This is a genomic window from Pseudazoarcus sp. NS34, from assembly GCF_059703725.1.
Window position 1 is genome coordinate 625,337 of sequence record NZ_BAAKIZ010000002.1, and the last position, 19,529, is coordinate 644,865.

A 19,529-nucleotide genomic window follows, 5' to 3' on the forward strand; every position below is an offset into this window, starting at 1 on the left:
ATCCACCAGCAGGCGCATGAACACGTCCGCCCGCGGAATCCATCCTCGGCTCAGTTTCCATATACACATCCGCCGCCTCGGCCCCGCTCCCAGCCGCAGCCATAGCGGTTGGCGCATTCACCGCCCTCGCTTACCATCCGAGCGGGATACACCACCAGCCAGGAACCGCATCACATGCCGCTGACGCTCAGCCAGCTCGAACGCCACCTCTTCAAAGCCGCCGACATCCTGCGCGGCAAAATGGATGCCTCGGAGTTCAAGGAGTACATCTTCGGCATGCTGTTCCTCAAGCGCTGCTCGGACGTGTTCGACGAGCGGCAGCAGGAGGTGGTCGCCAAGCTGGTCAATGACGGGGATGACCGCGCCAGCGCGCTGCAGACGGCCGAGACACGGGCCTGGTACAAGGCGGGCTTCTTCGTGCCGGAGCATTCGCGCTGGGACTTTCTGCTCAACGAAGCCCATCAGGGCGTCGGCAACTATCTGAACAAGGCACTTGCCGGGCTGGAAGAGCACAACGCGAGTCTTGCCGGGGTGCTGGAGCACATCGACTTCACCAAGAAGGTCGGCTCCACTACCCTGCCCGACAAGAAGCTGCGCGATCTGATCGAGCACTTCAGCCAGTTCCGGCTGCGCAACGACGACTTCGAGTTCCCGGATCTGCTCGGCGCCGCCTACGAATACCTCATCGCCGACTTCGCTGACTCCGCCGGCAAGAAAGGCGGCGAGTTCTACACCCCGCGCTCGGTCGTGCGCATGATGGTGCGGCTCATCCGCCCGCAGGAAGGTCACAGCGTGTATGACCCCTGCTGCGGCTCGGGCGGTATGTTGATCCTGTCCAAGGAGTATCTGGACGAGCACGGCGGCGACTCACGCCTGCTCTCGCTCTACGGGCAGGAAGCATCCGGCTCGGTGTGGGCGATTGCCAAGATGAACATGCTGCTGCACGGCATCAACAGCGCCGATCTGCGCAACGAAGACACCCTCACCGACCCGCAGCACGTCGAAGGCGGCGAGCTGATGCGCTTTGACCGCATCCTCACCAATCCGCCCTTCTCCATCGGCTACACGCCCACGCAGCACTTCCCCGAGCGCTTCCGCTACGGCGCGGTGCCCGAGGGCGCGAAGAAGGCCGACCTGATGTTCCTGCAGCACATGGTCGCCTGCCTCAAGTCCGACGGCTTGCTCGCCACGGTCATGCCGCACGGCGTGCTGTTCCGGGGTGGGGACGAAAAGCGCATCCGTGCCGGCATGCTCGATGACGATCTGGTCGAGGCGGTCATTGGCCTCGCGCCCAACCTCTTCTATGGCACGGGCATCCCCGCCGCCATCCTGGTGCTGCGCAACAAGGGCGCCAAGCCGGCCAACCGGCGCGGCAAGGTGCTCTTCATCAACGCCGACCGCGAGTTCTACGAGGGTCGTGCGCAAAACTACCTGCTGCCCGAGCACATCGAGAAAATCGTCTCCACCTACGAGGCGTTCAAGGACGAACCCGGCTTCTCGCGCATCGTGGGCATCGAAGAGCTGCGCGAGAACGACTACAACCTCAACATCCGCCGCTACGCCGACAACACCCCCGATCCCGAACCCCAAGACGTGCGGGCGCATCTGGTGGGCGGCGTACCGGTCAAGGAAGTGCGCGCCAAGCATGCGCTATTCGACGCCCACGGTTTTGATCCGATGGCGCTGTTCAAGGCGCGGGCCTCGGACACGGCCTACATCGATTTCGCCGAGGGGCTGAACGAGCGCGCAGACCTCAAACCCGTCATCGAGGCCAACCCCGGCCTGCAAGCCAAGGAGGCCCGCCTGCGTGATGCCTTCGAGGCATGGTGGCGTGAGCACGGCCCGCACATCACTGCGCTCACCGGCAACGGCAAGAACCTCACCCAGCTACGCAAAGACCTGCTCACCAGCTTCACCGCTGCGTTGGAGCCGCTCGCCATGCTCGATCCCTTCGCGGTGCGCGGCATCATCGCGGGCTTCTGGGAGCAGAATAAGAACGAGTTCCGCACCCTGCAGGCGCGGGGCGTCACGGGCGTAGTCGATGCCTGGCGCACCAGCATCATCACCCTGCTCGAAGACGAACAGAGCAAGGCCAACCCGCTCGATCACAAGCTGGTGGGCTTTCTGTTGGCCGACTACGTGGCAGCGCTCGAAGAGCTGCAGGCCCGCAAGGCCGAGCTGGACGCGCAGATCAAAGCCGCCGAAGGCACGCCCGAGGATGACGAAGAAGCCGCTGAGGCCGATGAAGACGCCCCCACGCCCGAACAAATCAAGGGCTGGAATGCTGAGCGCAAGAAGATCAACAAACAGTTGAAGGAGCAGCGCGCGAGCTTCGAGGCGCACCTGAACGAAGCGGTCGATTCGCTCGATCAGGAATCCGCCGTCGATCTGGTACTGACCATCCTGCACAACGACCTCTCCGACCTGCTGGAGCGCTACGTGCGCCAGCAACGCCAGCAGATCATCGCCGCCTTCGAGACCTGGTGGGACAAGTACCGCGTGACGCTGACCGACATTGAGGCCGAGCGGGATGCGGCGGCGAGGCAGTTGCGGGAGTTCATGGGGGCGCTGGGGTATGTCTGAACCCGCAGGCTGGGAAAGCCGAAGCCTCGTTTCTCTTGGCTCCTACATCAATGGCTACGCTTTCAAGCCGAGTGATTGGAAAACCACTGGACTTCCCATCGTGCGTATCGCTCAGATCACCGGCTCGGCGGACGGCTGCGATTACTTCGACAGAACGCTGGGTGAAGACTTCAAGCTCGCGGACAACGACATCGTTTTCTCTTGGAGCGGCACTCTGGCTGTCGTTCGCTGGCATGGCGGCCCAGCGTGGTTAAACCAGCATCTGTTCCGCGTGATTCCTGCGGAGCAAGTTAATCGGAATTACCTCTTCCATGTCCTGCAGCACGCCGTCCAAGAAATGGATAAGCGCGCACATGGCAGCACGATGAAGCACATCAAGCGAGGCGAATTGGCCGAATACTCGCTTATGGTTCCTGCACATCCAGCCGAACAGTCCGCCATCGCACGCGTCCTCGACACCCTCGACACCCAGATCGAGAAAACCCAGGCCCTAATCGCCAAGCTCGAACGGGTCAAGGAAGGGCTGCTGCACGACCTGCTGACCCGTGGCGTCGATGAGAACGGCGAACTGCGCCCGAGCGCGGAGGATGCGCCGGAGTTGTACAAAGAGTCGGCGCTGGGGTCGATTCCGAGGGATTGGGAAGTTCAGCGGATTGATAATTTTGCAGACGTTTTATCAGGAGGCACTCCATCTCGAACCCAACTGGATCGCTACTTCACGACAGGTGGGAACGGCATCCACTGGGTAAAGACGCTCGATCTGAATGAGCAGACCATCTCAAAAACCGACGAACAGATCACTCATGCGGGCCTTAAAGACTCCTCTTGCGCTCTGCTTCCGGCTGGCACCGTCCTTGTAGCAATGTATGGAGGTTGGGAGCAAATCGGTCGTACCGGACTGCTTGGGATGGCTGGTGCATGCAATCAAGCGATTTCGGCACTTATCCCGAAATCTGCCGGCCGACCTCAAAGCACTTTCCTTCTCTATGCACTTCAGCACGGACGAATTCGCTGGAAACAAGTTGCTGCGAGCACTCGGAAGGATCCGAACATTACCAAGCTCGACGTGTTGAACTTCCTCGTTCCGCTACCACCGATGCAGGAGCAGCTGATGATTTCAACGCGATATGAATCGATCTTGGCGCGTATCGCTAAAGAGAGAATCCTCCAACGAATGCTAGCCGCTGAAAAGTCCGGCCTCATGGACGACCTCCTCACCGGCCGCGTCCGTGTCACCCCTCTACTCGACTGCGAACCCGCAGAGGCGACCTGAGCGATGGCAACCGGCCCCGAGTACCTCGACGTTGAACGCCCGCTGATCGAGCAGCTTCAGGGGCTGGGCTGGACGTACATCGAGGGGTCGCTCGACGATCCGGGTGTGACGCACCGCGAACGCTTCGCACAGGTGGTGCTGGAACCGCTGCTGCGCGAACGGCTCTCCCCCATCAACCTGCGCGACGGCGCTGCGTGGCTGGACGAGACGCGCATCAACCAGGCCGTATCGGCAATCACCCGCATTGCTGCCGCCAAAGTTATGGAAGCCAACCAGAGCGCCACCGAGCTGCTGCTCAAGGGGCTGGTGGTAGATGGTTTGCAGGACTGGGACGGTGGGCGTGGGCAGACGATCCGCTTCATCGACTGGGATACGCCCGAGAACAACACCTTCACGGTCATCAACCAGTTCAAGATCAAGTGCCCGCCGGGGCACGAGAGCGCGAACAAGCAGCATGTGATTCCCGATCTGGTGCTGTTCGTGAACGGCATCCCGCTGGTGGTGGTCGAGTGCAAGGGCCGCACGGTGCCCGATGGGCTGCAGGACGCGGTGGACCAACTGCGCCGCTACCACGACCAGCGCATGCTCGATTTTGAAGTCGAAGCGCACGAGGGCGTGCCTGCGCTGTTTCACACCAACCAGTTTCTGATTGCGACCAACTTCGACGATGCGCGGGTGGGCACCATCGGGGCGGGGTTCGAGCACTACCTGAACTGGAAGACGCTCGCTCCGCAGACCGAGGCCGAGGTGGCCGCATCGCTCGGGGTGCAAACGCTGTCCTCGCAGCAGCGCCTGGTCGCGGGCATGCTGGCACCACGCAACCTGCTCGACATCGTGCGCCACTACACGCTGTTCATGAACGTGGGCGGACAGACGATCAAACTGGTGTGCCGCTATCAGCAGTTCCGTGCGGTAACCAACGCGGTGCATCGCCTCAAGACCGGCAAGACGCGCGAGGACGACGGGGAGCACGACCGACGCGGCGGCATCATCTGGCACACGCAAGGCAGCGGCAAAAGCCTGACCATGGTGTTTCTGGTGCGCAAACTACGCACCGACCCCGAGCTGCGCCGCTTCAAGGTGGTGATCATCACCGACCGCAACGACCTGCAGACCCAGCTCTCCGGCACCGCAGACCTGACCGGGGAGACGGTGCATGTGGCGAACAACACCAGCAAGCTCAAGAACCTGATCGCCCGCCCCGGCCCCGGACTGGTGTTCGGCACCATCCAGAAATACCGCGACGCCGAACCCGGCAGCCCGGCCTATGCGCCCGAGGGTGAGGACAACGAGAGCGAAGACGCCGCAGGCGGCAAAGCGCTGCCACGCCCACCGCGCCCGAGCGTGCCTTTCGAGCGGCTCAACGAAAGCCCCGACATTCTGATCATGATCGACGAAGCGCACCGCACGCAGGCGGGCGACCTGCACGCGAACCTGCTGCGTGCTCTGCCCAACGCGGCGCGCATTGGCTTCACTGGCACGCCGATCATCATGGGTGACAAGAAGCGCACCCACGAGATCTTCGGCGACTACATCGACCGCTACACGCTCAAGGAAGCCGAGGACGACGGCGCCATCGTGCCGATCCTGTACGAAGGCCGCACGGCCAAGGGGGCAGTGAAGGACGGCGCCAACCTTGATGAGCTGTTCGAGGATCTGTTCCGCGAGCGCAGCGTGGAAGAACTCGAACTCATCAAGAAGAAGTACGCGACCAAGGGCCAGATCTTCGAGGCGCCCCGGCTCATCGAGGAGAAAGCGGCCGACATGCTGCGCCACTACGTCACCAACATCCTGCCCAATGGCTTCAAGGCGCAGGTGGTGGCCTACAGCCGGCGGGCGGCGGTGCGGTATTGCGAGGCATTCAACGCAGCACGCGATGGCCTGCTGGCTGGGGCGAATGCGCTCTCCCCCGCTGACAAGGCGCTCGACGACACCACGCTGATCCTGCGCCCACCCAAGATTCGGGCAGCGGTGCAGGCATGGCGCTATCGCGAACTGCTGGCCGAGATCGAGTTTGCTGTGGTGATTAGCAGCGGGAACAACGACGACGGCACTTGGGCAGAGTGGAGCGACTCGGCCGCGGTCGATACACACATCAAACGCTTCAAGAAGCCGCTGCAGCACGATGACGCGAACAAGCGCGACCCGCTTGCCTTCCTCATCGTCAAATCCATGCTGCTGACGGGCTTTGACGCGCCCATCGAGGGTGTGATGTACCTAGACCGCCCGATCCGCGAGGCGGAGCTACTGCAGGCAGTGGCGCGGGTCAATCGCACTGGCTTTGGCAAGCAGCGCGGCTTCGTGGTCGATTACTTCGGCGTTGCTCACCACCTCAAGGAGGCACTGGCCGCCTACTCCGATGAAGACATCGAAGGGGCGCTGCGCAGTCTCAAGGACGAGATCCCGCTGCTGCGTGATCGCCACCTGCGGGTGGTCGATGTGTTTCGCTCACGCGGGGTCGAGAGCCTGGGCGAAGTCGAAGAAGCGCTGAAGGTGCTCGCCGAAGAACGTGTGCGGGCCGAGTTCGTGGTGAAACTCAAGGAATTTGCCCGGTGTCTGGATGAAGTGCTGCCGCGCCCCGAGGGGCTGGAGTTTGTGAACGACTCGAAGCAGCTCGCCTACATCCATGCACTGGCCCGCAACCGATACAAAGACCTGCCCGAGCTGGGCAAGGACGTGGGCGCGAAGGTACGGCGCCTGATCGACGAGTACGTGATCTCGCTCGGCATCAACCCGAAAATTCCGCCGGTCGAGCTGTCCGACGAGGGCTTCGATGAACATGTCGGACGCGCGGTGGGTGACCGAGCCAAGGCCAGCGAGATGGAACACGCCATCCGCTCACATGTGCGCAAGCACATGGACGAAGACCCGGTGAAGTACGCCAAGCTCAGCCAGAAACTCGAAGAGATCCTGCACAAGCTCGACGGTCAGTGGGCCGCGCAGCAAGAAGCGCTCAAGGGCTTGATCGAGCAATGCCAGGCCAACAAGGCGGTCGAGGGTGAAGTGCTGCCCGACATGCCGGAGCACTGCCTGCCCTTCCTGCGCCTGCTCACTGAGGAAGTGCTGGGCAAGGACGCCGCGCCCGATAAGGCGATGCAGACGAGGCTGATGAACACCACGCACGAGATCGTCGAGATCATCCTCGATGAAGCGAAGATTCCCGGTTTCTGGAAGCCCGCCCGCATCTCCGACCAGGAACGGCTGCAGGGCCGGCTCTTCGAGGAACTGTTCGGTAGCAAGCTGCTCGGCGCCGCGAAAGGCGAAGCCGCCGTGGACAAGCTGCTGGAACTTGCCCGCGCCAATCACGAGCGCTTGATGCGGCTATGAGCACGCTGGTCGTCGATGACCTCACCCTTGCCGTGCGGCACAGCAGCCGCCGCAAGAGCATGCAGATCACCGTGGATCGCGACGGCAGCCTGCTCGTGATCGCGCCCACCGGAGTCGAATCAGATCGCCTGACCGCCTTCGTGCGTGAAAAACAGTTCTGGATCTACAAGAAGCTCGCCGAGAAAGCCGAAATGCAGCGCGTGGTGCCGCGCAAGGAATTCGTAAACGGCGAGGGCTTTCTGTACCTCGGGCGCAGCTACCGGCTGAAGATCGTCGAGGGCCAAGACGAACCGCTCAAGCTCATCGCCGGGCGCTTCTGCCTACGCAAAGACGTCCTACCCAACGCCCGCGAAACCTTTATCCGCTGGTACACCGAGCGCGGCCGCGACTGGCTCACCGCAAAGGTGCGCGAACACGCCGAGCGCATGGAGGTGTCACCCGCCGAGGTGCGCGTGCAGGAACTTGGCTACCGCTGGGGATCATGCGGCAAGGGAAACCGGGTGTATTTCCACTGGAAGACCATCCTGCTGCCCCGACCGATTGCCGAGTATGTGGCGGTGCATGAGCTGGTGCATCTGCATGAAGCGCATCACACGCCAGCGTTCTGGAAGCGATTGGCCCGCACTCTCCCGGATTTTCAATGCAAGATAAACAGCCTACTCGCCTTTGGCCGAAATACAGACTCGTACTGACACCTCGCCTCTAGCAAGCCTCACACAAAAAATTGTCAAGCTACTACGGAACCCAACCAACAGATTTCTACACGGTCTTTAAAACCATCCGAAATCGCACCCGTCGCTACAATCCAACATCTATCGTTAGACATGCCATGGCGGAGTTGCATGATCCAGCCGCCAGCAAAATCGATTACCTCCGCCGCGCGCCTTGGCAAATCATGCTTCTCGTCAAATGGGTCTGCCAAGACCCTCATGCAAGCGAGACCGCCCCCGATATCGACCGAAAAACCTTTGACGAAATCCGTCAGGAAATTTGGTCTATCCCGGAGAAGCTGGACACCAGCAGGATCGAACACGAACATATTCAATTATTTATCAGGCAAATACTTAACCCTCAGGCCGCATTTCAACGAAGACTAACGGCTGGATTTGCCCGCGAAGCTTCAATACTCCTCCAGCTTCAGCGCGACCACCCGCTTCGAGTTATGTTCAAGGAATCCACAGGGTTTCGCCTTACAGACTACATTGACCTCACACTCGCAACTCACTGCGCTCTTCGATCTGGAAAAAAACTTTTTCGACAGGATTGGTTCGCTCCGCTGGAAAAAACATACTCGAAGGGGACTATCGAAAACTACGTCAGCTCTTTCTCAAGATCCATAGAAGAGCTAAAAACCTTCTGTCGGTCGTTACCTGCTTCGAAACAAAAATATGCATCGGAGATCAACCAATTTCCTCTCTTGAAACGGTACCCATTCCTGCGCACGGGAAAAACTTTGGAATGCTGGGATGAGCATGTGTTTTACAGAGGGACAGAAGACTACGTTCATACGATATTAAGTGAGTACGGTCAGCGCTATATGGATTTATTTAGCAAAATATTTGAGCGCCACGTAGTTTCGGAGGCCGCAAAGATTGAAGCAGATTTCTATGATGAGAAAACGATCGCCTCCTGGCTTCCCAGAGAATCAAAAGTGACAGACGGGCTTCTCTCATTCCGCGATGTGAATCTGCTTATCGAGTCGAAAGCAGGGATGTTTGATCACTCTGTGATGTCGGTTAGCCATGCCGAAACATTTTCCAACATGACGGGGGCGTTACGCGATGCGATCCATCAGGGATGGGCCGTTTCGACAGGAATGCGCAAAGGCGAGAGCACGCCTGACAACGTGCGTAACGCCCATACTGACTACCTTCTCATCGTGACGAACAGGGAACTAAGCGCGGGTAGAGCTACCCTTCTCGAACGCATGTACCCTACGGGCACGCTCGCACCTCCAGACGAATTATCAGCGAGGGCGCTACCCTTAAAAAACATCTATGTGTTATCGGTCGAAGACTTTGAGAGATTTTCTTCGTGCACCCAGAACAACTTTCTGGATGTTCCAGCTTTTCTTGAAGAGTGCGTAACTCTGGATTCAGATCCAAGGACGGCTTGTTACTACTTCGAACAGCATCTCGACCGCAAAAATGCGCCGACGTTAGTCTCAAAAGTCGTGAGTGAAGCGCTCGACCAAAGCGCCCATCGGCTCGAAAAGGCAATAGGAGGGCCTGTGATATTTGACTGAATTGACTCCAACGTCTTTGGATAAATGAAGTCGTGACTTTATCTGACGGCTTCGTCCAAAATCTTCGACGACTGCACAACTACGGAATCTTTCGTTCGCCCAAACGCAACACGTGATCAAACGAAAAAACGTGAGCGTCGGGCGCCTCTTCGCAACGGCCTACTAAAGCCCACAATCGGCGGAAGCCACCCGACCGAACGACCACCTTTCCACCGCACAAGGGGCAACTAGCGGTGTATCGAACCGCCTTGATCGACTTCACCGGATACCTCGGCGGGCCTCTCCACTCAAGCAGGCGGTCATCGTCCATGGACTGCATCCACCAGGGCGCAAGCGCCACCCTGCGCTCGCGCAACACGAAAATGCATCCAAGATTTGCCCAGAACGCGTAAGCGCACAGAGCCGCCGTCAGAGCAGCATAAAAGACCGGCTGCATCGATTTCGCACCAATCATCGACAGTGGAACGAGTAGGGCCATCAGCGTTACCGCCAAGATACCGGCGATCAAGATTGCTCTGAGCGCGACGACCCGCACTCCTTCTAACGTAAATCCACGGCCGAAGAGGTTAGCCAGCCAGTTCGCGTCGGTTACGTCCTCGCATATGTAGCGAACAGCAACCCCCTGCTGCTCGTTGTGAAGCTTCGGTTCCGACGAACGCTCGGCGGTCTGCGCATTGCGGCATACGTCATCCCCCCGCGATGCTGTGAAGAGAATCATGTACCTGGTCGGGTTCCCTTGACCACCGCCCACCACCCGCTCTAGAACCGGCACGCAACTCAGGGAACGGCTTGAGAATGCTTGTCGAACGCCCTCCAACTTGACCGGCCACACCTCTTCGGTGAGCCGCTTCCAGTTGTCGCGGACCTTGCCAGCAACCCCCTCTCGGGTATCACCTGCGCCCCAATTTCGGCCAGTGAGGTTCCCGACCTCTGCAGCGACCTCCCAGGCATCGAAGCCCTCACCTGCACGCTCCGGCTGCTGCAGCGACAGCGAAATCAGCGCTCGCAAGCACAGCACATCAAGGCGATTGGCTTCACGCCACCCAGACGCCAACTCCGCAAAGACACGGCCTGCTTCAGCCGCATCCGGGGTACGGCCCAACCCCATTTCAACCCCCTTTTCCGGGTGTTCGACTTGCTTAGGATGCGCAGAAATTCGACCTGTCATCGTCATCTATCTTAGGAGTTACGTCATGGAGTCGAAGAGTCTGCTTCAATCATTTGGGATTGCCAAGAACGGATCTATCGCGTCCGTCACGGAAGTCGAGCGCGGCCTAGCTTGCGATTGCACATGCCCATCGTGCCACCTTCCCCTAATCGCAAAGCAGGGCGATGTTCGGGTCTGGCATTTTGCACACGCACCCGGAACCGACTGCGAGCACGGCGCGGAAAGCGCCCTGCACCACGCAGCGAAAACCGTGCTCGAACGCGCTGGAGGTCTTCAGATTCCGCGCATGGAGATACGCAGGACGTATCGCCACACCGATGGCCGCTACGGGGAGGGCAATGCGCGCCAAGACGCCCAATGGATCGCCCTCGACAACCTGCAAGTTGAAGTCCGACTGGACGTTCCAGGCCACCCGGAGCACATGCAGCCAGACGTGGTCGGCTACAGCGATGGCAGAGCATTTCTGATCGAAGTCGCTGTCACGCACTTCGTGGACTTCGACAAGCTGCTCAAATTGAAAGCGTTCAACCTACCTGCCATCGAAATTGATCTGAGCGCATGGCATCGAGAAGCCTGGGACTGGGAAACGCTTGAGGCGGCAATCGTCGGTGACGTTTCAAACAAACAATGGCTGGTCTTCCCCGAGCGCGAAAGATTGGAGGCTGAAGCGCTGCAACTCGCTCGTGAGAGCGCATTGGCGCAGCCGTTACCAACCCCAGCATCTCCGCGCACAGCACCAGCCCCGAGAGAGAGATACCGCATAGACGGACGATCCGTGCTAATTCGGCGATATCCCTTTGGCACGACGCTGTGGGCGCCATACGACATCAACTTCAACGAGGTCATAAAGAGCTGGGCGAAGAGACTCGATGGCAAGTGGCAGCCGAGCTACCGCAACTGGCTGTTCCCAAAAGCGGAGACGGATCGACTCATTTCAACCATCGAAAATCATGAGTCGCGCAGATAGCCCGAACTTAGGCCGGAGCACAAACGGACACCCGAGCTGCACCTTCCATGATGCAGGCCGGCCTTCCAGCCGCTCATCAATCGGTGGACCAGACAAACACCTTATCTAGGCAGCGCTATACTGCGCCTACAGGTGGGTCACAAAGGTGGGTCACATTCACGTTCAACCACCACCTCGGGTTCCTGGAACCCCTGCAGAAACTGGGCTTTGAAGCCGTCTGGTGAACCGCGGGTTCGATTCCGCCCATCACCACCAGAATTCGATTGGCCGCCGGTTCCTGGAACCGGCGGCTTTTTCGTATCTGCACGGTTTATCTGGCGGTATAGCCCATCAGTCCGGAGTGCGCGGCACGCGTTGGCGCCACCACCATGCCAACAGCGACCCCGACAGGTTGTGCCAGATGCTGAAGAGCGCGCCCGGCAGCGCAGAAAGTGCAGAGAAATACTGCAGCGCCAGCGCCACGCCGAGGCCCGAATTCTGCATGCCGACTTCGATTGCGATGGTGCGCGCAGTGATCGCGGGCAACCGCAGCAGGCGCGCACAGACGTAACCCAGCCCCAGCCCGACCAGGTTGTGCAATACCACCGCCAGCGCCGCCAGCGCACCACTGTCGGCGATGCGCGCATGGTTGAGGGCAACGATGATGGCGATCACGAGCACGATTGCGCCAACCGACAACAACGGGAACAATTCCTTGGCTGGCGCGATGAAGCGGCCAACCAGCGTATTCAGCGCCACGCCGACCGCAACCGGCAAAAAGACGATCTCGATCAGGCTGCGCAGCATGCTGGATACCGGCACCGGCACGCTCTCGCCCAGATACAGCCAGATCAGCATCGGGGTCAGCAGCACCGCAAGAAAGGTGGTCACGAAAGTGAGGCTGATCGACAGCGCGACATCCGCGCGGGCGAGATAGGCGATCACGTTCGAGGCCGTGCCGCCAGGGCTGCACCCGACCACCACCAGCCCGATCAGCAAGGCCTCGGGCAAGCCCAGCAAACGTCCGACGAGCAGCGCCGCCAGCGGCATGATGATGAACTGCAGCCCGACGCCGATGGCAATTGCCAGCGGCCGGCGCAGCACGCGGCGGAAATCATCGGGCGTGAGCGTCATGCCCATGCCGAACATGATCAGCATAAGCAAGGGCACGATCCATCCGCCCAGCCCTGCCAAAGCCTCCGGGCGTACCCAGGCAAAGGCGGAAGCCAGCACCGCCCACAGCGGAAACAGCCGTGCGAACAGGCCGGCCACGCTACTCATCCCCGCCTCCGCCCGGCGACCCACATCAGCGCCCCAAGCGCCAAAGCGATCAGCAGCATGCCCGCAGCCTCAGCCAGACTCGGGCGCTCGCCCAGCTCAAGCCAGGCCGCCAGCACGCCGATGGCCGGAACGGCAAGCGACGCCAGCCCCGCGACGCCGGCCGGCAGGCGGTCGAGCACAAACAGCCACAACAGCCACGCAAGAGCAGTCGCAAGCACGGCGTTGTAGGCCAGCGCCCCGAAAAAATACAGACTGGGCTCGATCTCGCGTGAAGGCAGCATCCAGGCCGCAGCACACACCACGATGGAGCCGAACAGCATCTGCCAGGCGGTGAGGGACAGCAGGTCGAGCTGCAGACGGTTGCGCAGACGCTTGGCATACACCGCTGCGCCCGCCCACACCAGACTGGCCAACAGGGCAATGCCGCTGCTCAGGATGGAGGCCTCGAAGTTCCAAGGCTCCAGCACAAGCATCAACCCCGCCGCTCCGATCGCGATGGCCGCCCACTGCAGCTCACGGATGCGCTCGCCGAGTAGCAGCCAGGCCAGCGGCAACAGCCAGAACGGCATGACATATACCAGCACCGCTGTCTTGCCCGCTCCGCCCTGCACCAGCGCGAGCTGGATCAAGGTACTGAACGCCCCACACTGCAGCACACCGAGCAAAATGGTCGGCCCCGGCGCGGCCAGGCGGAACGATTTGCCCATCAGAGCCATCACAACGAACAGGCACAGCGTGCCGAACAGTACGCGCAGCGCGGTAAAGTCCACCGGGTCGGCAAACACCAGGACCTGCTTCATCACGACCCAGTTGTAGCCCCAGATCAAGGACAGCGCGATCAGCGCCAGGGCTGCCGGCCACATGGGACGCTGACCGCTCATTTCAAATTCATCCGCAATACCTGCAATTCAAAACCAACATGCTCAAAACCCTGAAAGACCTGTTCGACAATGCCCTCAACCCCGGCATGAATCTGCCCAGCAGCACGGGCGAACACAGCCTGCAGCTTGCCACCGCGGTGTTGCTGGTGGAAGTGATGCGCGCCGACACCGACATCGGCGAGGCCGAGCGCAACATCGCCATCGACGCGCTGCGCGAGAAGTTCGGTCTGGCCGAGGACGAAGTCGCACGACTGCTGGAACTGGCCACCACGACCGCCGAAGAGGCCTACGATTTCCACCGTTTCACCTCCGAGATCAACCGCCGCTGCGACATGTCGCGTCGCATCCGCATCATTGAATACATGTGGCAGGTGGCGCTGGCCGACGGCAAGCTGTGCGCTCACGAGAACCACCTGATGCGCAAGATATCGGACTTGCTCTACATCTCGCACGGTGACTACGTGGCCGCCAAGGCGCGTGCTCGGCAGGCCGCCGGACAAGCCTGATCAGTCCGGTTCACGCAGCAAACGCCAGATGATCAGCGCACTTGCGGTCGCGTTGATGATCACCAGCGCGCTCAGCACGAAGGCCAGCAGCACCACCGGATCACGCTGCACGAGCACGTGCAGGAAGACCGTGGACAGCCCCTGCAGGGCCACCAGCAACCAGAACAGCGGATGACGGGGACGCACGATGCGTGACAGCCTCACGGCAGGCTCGCCTCCCCTTCCCAATAGCCGGGCGCGTTGTAGATCTCGCGCAGGTGGTCGATGAACAGGCGCACCTTGGCGGGCAGATAGCGTTGCTGCGGATACACGGCCTGGATGTCGTAGTTCGGCATGGCGTACTCGTCGAGCACCGTCACCAGCTCCCCGCGCTTGAGTTCGGCCTGGATCTCCCACATCGAACGCCAGCCCACGCCAAGCCCTTGCTTGACCCAGTTGAACAGCAGTTCGCCGTCGTTGCAGTCGAGATCGCCCGAGACCTTTACCGCCACCAGCTTGCCGTCACGCAGAAAGGTCCAGCCACGTTGCTGGCCGCCCTGCAGGTTGAAGGCAAGACAATTGTGATGCGTCAGGTCTTCTACCGCTTTCGGCTCGCCATGGCGCGCAAAGTACTCCGGCGTCGCGCAGATTACGCGGCGGTTCGGGAACAGGCGCATCGCCACATAGTTGGGGTCCGTCACTTCGCCGATGCGGATCGCCATGTCGTAGCCTTCGCGCACCAGATCGACCACGCTGTCGGTCAAGTTGAATGACAGCTTGAGATCCGGGTGCAGCGCGCGAAAAGCCGGCGCATGCGGCGCGACATGGCGTCGCCCGAAGGCCGCCGGCGCCGACACCACAAGGTGACCCCGCACGGTCTTGCGATCAGCCGTAATGCTCGCCTCGGCTTCATCGAACTCGCGCAGCAGGGTGCGCGCCCGCTCCAGAAACTGCTCGCCGAGGTCGGTCAGCGACAAACCGCGCGTGGAGCGGTGCATCAGCTTCACGCCCAGCCGACGTTCCAGCGCATCCAGCCGACGCCCCATGACCACTGGAGTCACCCCTTCAATCATCGACGCGGCAGCGAAGGTTCCCTTCTCGGCGACCAGAACGAAGCTCCGGAACTCGGTATAGCGATCCACTCGATACTCCTGATATCGACAGTCTTGAATTATGCGGCAGTTGCGGGGCGTACCCCAAGCCCTTATGCTTGCCGCCAATTACGCGAAATTTCCGCCGTTTTTCCTACATTTCCATTCAAGGAGTTCGTCATGGCCCGCATGAGAGCCGTAGATGCCGCTATTGCCGTTTTGCGCAAGGAAGGCATCGACACCGCGTTCGGTATTCCCGGCGCAGCAATCAACCCGTTCTACTCCGCCATGCGCAAGGATGGCAGCATCCGCCACATCCTCGGCCGTCACGTCGAAGCCGCTTCGCACATGGCCGAGGGTTACACCCGCGCCAACCCGGGCAACATCGGCGTGTGCATCGGCACGTCGGGCCCCGCCGGCACCGACATGATCACCGGCCTGTACTCGGCTTCCGCCGACTCGCTGCCGATCCTGTGCATCACCGGTCAGGCTCCGCTGGCCCGTCTGTACAAGGAAGACTTCCAGGCCGTGGACATCGAGTCCATCGCCAAGCCGGTCACCAAGTGGGCCGTCACCGTGCGTGAAGCCGCGCTGGTGCCGCGTGTGTTCCAGCAAGCTTTCCACGTCATGCGTTCGGGCCGCCCGGGTCCGGTGCTGATCGATCTGCCGATCGACGTGCAGATGGCCGAAATCGAATTCGACATCGACAGCTACGAGCCGCTGCCGGTCTACAAGCCTGCATGCACGCGCACGCAAGCCGAGAAGGCCCTGGCGATGCTCAACGAATCCGAGCGCCCGCTGATCGTTTCCGGTGGTGGCGTGATCAACGCCGACGCCTCCGATCTGCTGGTCGAGTTCGCCGAGCTGACCGGCATTCCGGTCGTGCCGACGTTGATGGGCTGGGGCACGATCCCCGACGACCACAAGCTGATGGCCGGCATGGTCGGTCTGCAGACCTCGCACCGCTACGGCAACGCCTCGATGCTGGCTTCGGACTTCGTGTTCGGTATCGGCAACCGCTGGGCCAACCGTCACACGGGCTCGATCCCGGTCTTCACCAAAGGCCGCAAGTTCATCCACGTTGACGTCGAGCCGACCCAGATCGGCCGCGTGTTCGGTCCGGATCTCGGCATCCCGTCGTGCGCCAAGACCGCGCTGCAGCAGTTCATCGCCGTCGCCAAGGAAATGAAGGCCGCTGGCAAGCTGAAAGATCGTGCCGCCTGGGCCAAAGAGTGCCTCGACCGCAAGCTGGACGTTGCCATGCAACGCAAGACGCACTTCGACGAAGTGCCGATGAAGCCGCAGCGCGTCTACGAAGAAATGAACAAGGCCTTCGGCAAGAACACCTGCTACGTGACCACCATCGGTCTGTCGCAGATCGCCGCTGCCCAGCACCTGCACGTGTACAAGCCGCGTCACTGGATCAACTGCGGTCAGGCGGGCCCGCTGGGCTGGACCATTCCGGCCGCTCTCGGCGTGGTTGCTGCCGACGCCAGCCGTGAAGTCGTCGCCATCTCCGGCGACTACGACTTCCAGTTCCTGATCGAAGAACTGGCCGTCGGCGCGCAGTTCAAGCTGCCGTACATCCACGTGCTGGTGAACAACTCCTACCTCGGCCTGATCCGTCAGGCGCAGCGTGGTTTCGAGATGGACTTCTGCGTGCAGCTGTCCTTCGACAACATCAACGCGCCGGAACTTGCCGGTTACGGTGTTGATCACGTTGCCGTCGTCGAAGGTCTGGGCGCCAAGGCCATCCGTGTGCGTGAGCCGAAGGAATTCGGACCGGCCGTCGAACAGGCCCGCAAGTGGATGACCGAGTTCCAGGTGCCGGTCGTCATCGAGGTCATCCTCGAGCGCGTGACGAACATCCCGATGGGCCTCGAAATCGACGCCGTCAATGAGTTCGAGCCGGTTGCCGAGAAGGCCGAAGACGCGCCGACCGCCAACGCGTAACGCCCCTGCGCCCCGCTTCGGCGGGGCGCTTCGCCCGCAAGGGCGACAAGAGGATGGACTCCGCGTAACAACGGTGCTCCATCCTTTTGACTTTCCTGCAACGAACAAGCTTACGGAGAACCGCAATGCCGAAATTCGCCGCCAACCTCACCATGCTCTACAACGAAGTCGATTTCATGGATCGCTTCAAGGCCGCTGCCGACGACGGTTTCACGGGCGTCGAGTACCTCTTCCCGTACGCCTACCCGGCCGCTGATCTGGCTGCCAAGCTGAATGAATTCGGTCTGACCCAGGTGCTGCACAACCTGCCGGCCGGTGACTGGGCTGCGGGCGAGCGCGGTATCGCTGTCGATCCGTCGCGCGTTGAAGAATTCAAGAAGGGCGTCGATCAAGCCATCGAATACGGCAAGGCCCTCGGCACCAAGCAGATCAACTGCCTGGCCGGCAAGGTCCCGGCAGGTGTGACGAAGGAACAGGCTCACGCCACCTTCGTGGCCAACCTCAAGTACGCCGCCGAGAAGCTGAAGGCCGCAGGCATTCCGCTGCTGATCGAGCCGATCAACACCTTCGACATCCCGGGCTTCTTCCTGAACTACACCGCTCAGGCCGCAGCGATCCTCGACGAAGTCGGCTCCGACAACCTGTTCATCCAGTACGACATCTACCATGCCCAGCGCATGGAAGGCGAACTGGCCAACACGTTCAAAGCCAATCAGGCGCGCATCGCCCACGTGCAGCTCGCCGACAACCCGGGCCGCAACGAGCCGGGCACGGGCGAGATCAACTACGCGTTCATGTTCAAGTACCTCGACGGCGCCGGCTACGACGGCTGGATCGGCTGCGAGTACAAGCCTGCCGGCAACACCTCGGCTGGTCTGGGCTGGCGCGAAGCGCTCACCAAGTAATAGCGACACGTCGGCGCACACGCGCCGATGATGCCGTGCAACAATCCCGACACGCGCCGCGCCCCAAGGCCGGCGCGTGTCGCACGTCTAACGTATCCAGGAATTAGCGACATGCCCGCTCCCCGTGAATTGCTGCGCCAGATGTTCGACGCCGCCGTCCTCGCCGCCCAGCCGGAACACTGCATTCCGCGCTTCATGCCGACGCCGCCCAAGGGCCGCACCATCGTTATCGGTGCCGGCAAGGCCTCGGCTGAAATGGCGCGCGCACTCGAGAAGCACTGGCCTGGCGAACTGAGCGGCGTGGTCGTCACCCGCTACGGCTACGCCGTGCCGTGCGAGCGCATCGAAATCCTCGAAGCGGCCCACCCGGTGCCAGATCAGGCCGGGCTCGACGCCGCGGAGCGCATTCTCGCCACCGTGCAGGGCCTGACCGAAGACGACCTCGTGATCTGCCTGATTTCGGGCGGCGGCTCGGCGCTGCTGCCGCTGCCGGGCGAAGGCATCACGCTCGAAGACAAGCAGGGCATCAACCGCGCGCTGCTGCGCTCGGGCGCCAACATCTCCGAGATGAACTGCGTGCGCCGCCACCTCTCACGCATCAAGGGCGGCCGCCTTGCGGCAGCCTGCCACCCGGCGCGCGTCGTGAACCTGCTGATTTCCGACGTGCCGGGCGACAACCCGATGGACATCGCCTCCGGCCCGACCGTGCCGGACCCGACGACCCGCCAGGACGCGCTCGACATCCTGCGCCGCTACGGCATCGAACTGCCGACGGCCGCGCGCGCTTTCCTCGAATCCGACGACGGTGAGAGCGTCAAACCGCAAGACGCGCGTCTGGCCGGTCTGGAAACGCATCTGATCGCCACGCCGCAGATGGCGCTCGAAGCCGCTGCCGAAGTGGCCCGCGCTGCCGGCGTTACGCCGGTCATGCTGGGCGACACGATCGAAGGCGAGGCCAAGGACGTCGGCAAGGTCTTCGCCGGCATCACGCACCAGATTGCCACGCGCGGCCACCCCTTCCCGCGCCCCTGCGTGCTGCTCTCCGGCGGCGAGACCACCGTCACCGTCAAGGGCGAAGGCCGTGGCGGTCGCAACGTCGAATTCCTGCTGTCGCTCGCCATCGAGCTCAACGGCAAGGAAGGCGTGTGGGCGCTGGCCGGTGACACCGACGGCGTAGACGGACTCGAAGAAATCGCCGGCGCCGTCATCACGCCGGACACGCTCGACCGCGCCTGGGCCGCCGGCATCCGTCCGCGCGACGCGCTGGCCGAAAACGACGGTCACGGCTTCTTCGAGAAGATCGGCGACTCCGTCATCACCGGCCCGACGCTCACCAACGTCAACGACTTCCGCGCCATTCTGCTGCCGTAAAACCACCCAAGGAGCCCCTC

15 protein-coding genes are annotated in these 19,529 nt (G+C 61.6%); 10 read left to right on the top strand and 5 right to left on the bottom strand.

The features are described from left to right. Window positions 1-174: 174 nt before the first annotated feature. From AC6H0N_RS09505 to gapS1, 5 genes are read left to right on the top strand one after another with little or no spacing between them, the layout of a single operon-like run. Window positions 175-2,583 (top strand): type I restriction-modification system subunit M, encoded by a 2,409-nt coding sequence (locus AC6H0N_RS09505; protein WP_497573852.1) that lies wholly within the window; start codon window positions 175-177, stop codon window positions 2,581-2,583. After that, window positions 2,576-3,856, top strand: coding sequence for a restriction endonuclease subunit S (locus AC6H0N_RS09510; RefSeq protein ID WP_497573853.1), 1,281 nt, complete (start codon window positions 2,576-2,578; stop codon window positions 3,854-3,856). Before AC6H0N_RS09505 ends, AC6H0N_RS09510 begins: the two co-directional genes overlap by 8 nt. Window positions 3,857-3,859: 3 nt before the next feature. Beyond that, window positions 3,860-7,183 carry a type I restriction endonuclease subunit R gene (locus AC6H0N_RS09515; protein WP_497573854.1) on the top strand — a complete coding sequence of 1,108 codons (3,324 nt, stop codon included), beginning with the start codon at window positions 3,860-3,862 and terminating at the stop codon, window positions 7,181-7,183. Then, entirely contained in the window at window positions 7,180-7,875 is a 696-nt protein-coding gene (locus AC6H0N_RS09520) for a M48 family metallopeptidase (RefSeq protein WP_497573855.1), read from the top strand. The genes AC6H0N_RS09515 and AC6H0N_RS09520 overlap by 4 nt, the downstream gene beginning before the upstream one ends. Window positions 7,876-7,907: 32 nt before the next feature. Beyond that, window positions 7,908-9,428, top strand: coding sequence for a GapS1 family protein (gene gapS1, locus AC6H0N_RS09525; protein ID WP_497573856.1), 1,521 nt, complete (start codon window positions 7,908-7,910; stop codon window positions 9,426-9,428). Window positions 9,429-9,507: 79 nt separating this feature from the next. On the opposite strand, the gene AC6H0N_RS09530 is transcribed toward gapS1, so the two are convergent. After that, window positions 9,508-10,596: a hypothetical protein gene (locus AC6H0N_RS09530; protein WP_497573857.1), complete on the bottom strand. Its 1,089-nt coding sequence runs from the start codon at window positions 10,594-10,596 to the stop codon at window positions 9,508-9,510. 25 nt (window positions 10,597-10,621) lie between these two features. On the opposite strand from AC6H0N_RS09530, the gene AC6H0N_RS09535 reads away from it, so the two are divergent. Continuing rightward, window positions 10,622-11,563 (top strand): competence protein CoiA family protein, encoded by a 942-nt coding sequence (locus tag AC6H0N_RS09535; protein WP_497573858.1) that lies wholly within the window; start codon window positions 10,622-10,624, stop codon window positions 11,561-11,563. 330 nt (window positions 11,564-11,893) lie between these two features. Here AC6H0N_RS09535 and AC6H0N_RS09540 read toward each other — a convergent pair whose 3' ends face one another. After that, complete coding sequence (locus tag AC6H0N_RS09540) at window positions 11,894-12,823, bottom strand: bile acid:sodium symporter family protein (RefSeq protein ID WP_497573859.1); 930 nt, start codon at window positions 12,821-12,823, stop codon at window positions 11,894-11,896. Then, window positions 12,820-13,704 carry a DMT family transporter gene (locus AC6H0N_RS09545; RefSeq protein ID WP_497573860.1) on the bottom strand — a complete coding sequence of 295 codons (885 nt, stop codon included), beginning with the start codon at window positions 13,702-13,704 and terminating at the stop codon, window positions 12,820-12,822. The genes AC6H0N_RS09540 and AC6H0N_RS09545 overlap by 4 nt, the downstream gene beginning before the upstream one ends. A gap of 38 nt (window positions 13,705-13,742) precedes the next feature. Here AC6H0N_RS09545 and AC6H0N_RS09550 point away from each other — a divergent pair, with 38 nt between their 5' ends. After that, window positions 13,743-14,210 carry a tellurite resistance TerB family protein gene (locus AC6H0N_RS09550; RefSeq protein ID WP_497573861.1) on the top strand — a complete coding sequence of 156 codons (468 nt, stop codon included), beginning with the start codon at window positions 13,743-13,745 and terminating at the stop codon, window positions 14,208-14,210. Here AC6H0N_RS09550 and AC6H0N_RS09555 read toward each other — a convergent pair whose 3' ends face one another. Next, the gene (locus AC6H0N_RS09555; RefSeq protein ID WP_497573862.1) at window positions 14,211-14,414 is read right to left on the bottom strand and encodes a hypothetical protein; all 204 of its coding nucleotides are present in this window, start codon (window positions 14,412-14,414) and stop codon (window positions 14,211-14,213) included. Next, the gene (locus tag AC6H0N_RS09560) at window positions 14,411-15,331 is read right to left on the bottom strand and encodes a LysR family transcriptional regulator (RefSeq protein WP_497573863.1); all 921 of its coding nucleotides are present in this window, start codon (window positions 15,329-15,331) and stop codon (window positions 14,411-14,413) included. The genes AC6H0N_RS09555 and AC6H0N_RS09560 overlap by 4 nt, the downstream gene beginning before the upstream one ends. 129 nt (window positions 15,332-15,460) lie before the next feature. Between AC6H0N_RS09560 and gcl the strand changes: the two genes are divergently transcribed. The 3 genes from gcl to AC6H0N_RS09575 all read left to right on the top strand — a co-directional run bounded on the left by gcl (window position 15,461) and on the right by AC6H0N_RS09575 (window position 19,509). Then, entirely contained in the window at window positions 15,461-17,233 is a 1,773-nt protein-coding gene (gcl, locus tag AC6H0N_RS09565; protein ID WP_497573864.1) for a glyoxylate carboligase, read from the top strand. A gap of 125 nt (window positions 17,234-17,358) precedes the next feature. Then, the gene (gene hyi, locus AC6H0N_RS09570; protein ID WP_497573865.1) at window positions 17,359-18,138 is read left to right on the top strand and encodes a hydroxypyruvate isomerase; all 780 of its coding nucleotides are present in this window, start codon (window positions 17,359-17,361) and stop codon (window positions 18,136-18,138) included. Window positions 18,139-18,249: 111 nt separating this feature from the next. Beyond that, entirely contained in the window at window positions 18,250-19,509 is a 1,260-nt protein-coding gene (locus AC6H0N_RS09575; RefSeq protein ID WP_497573866.1) for a glycerate kinase type-2 family protein, read from the top strand. Window positions 19,510-19,529 lie beyond the last annotated feature (20 nt).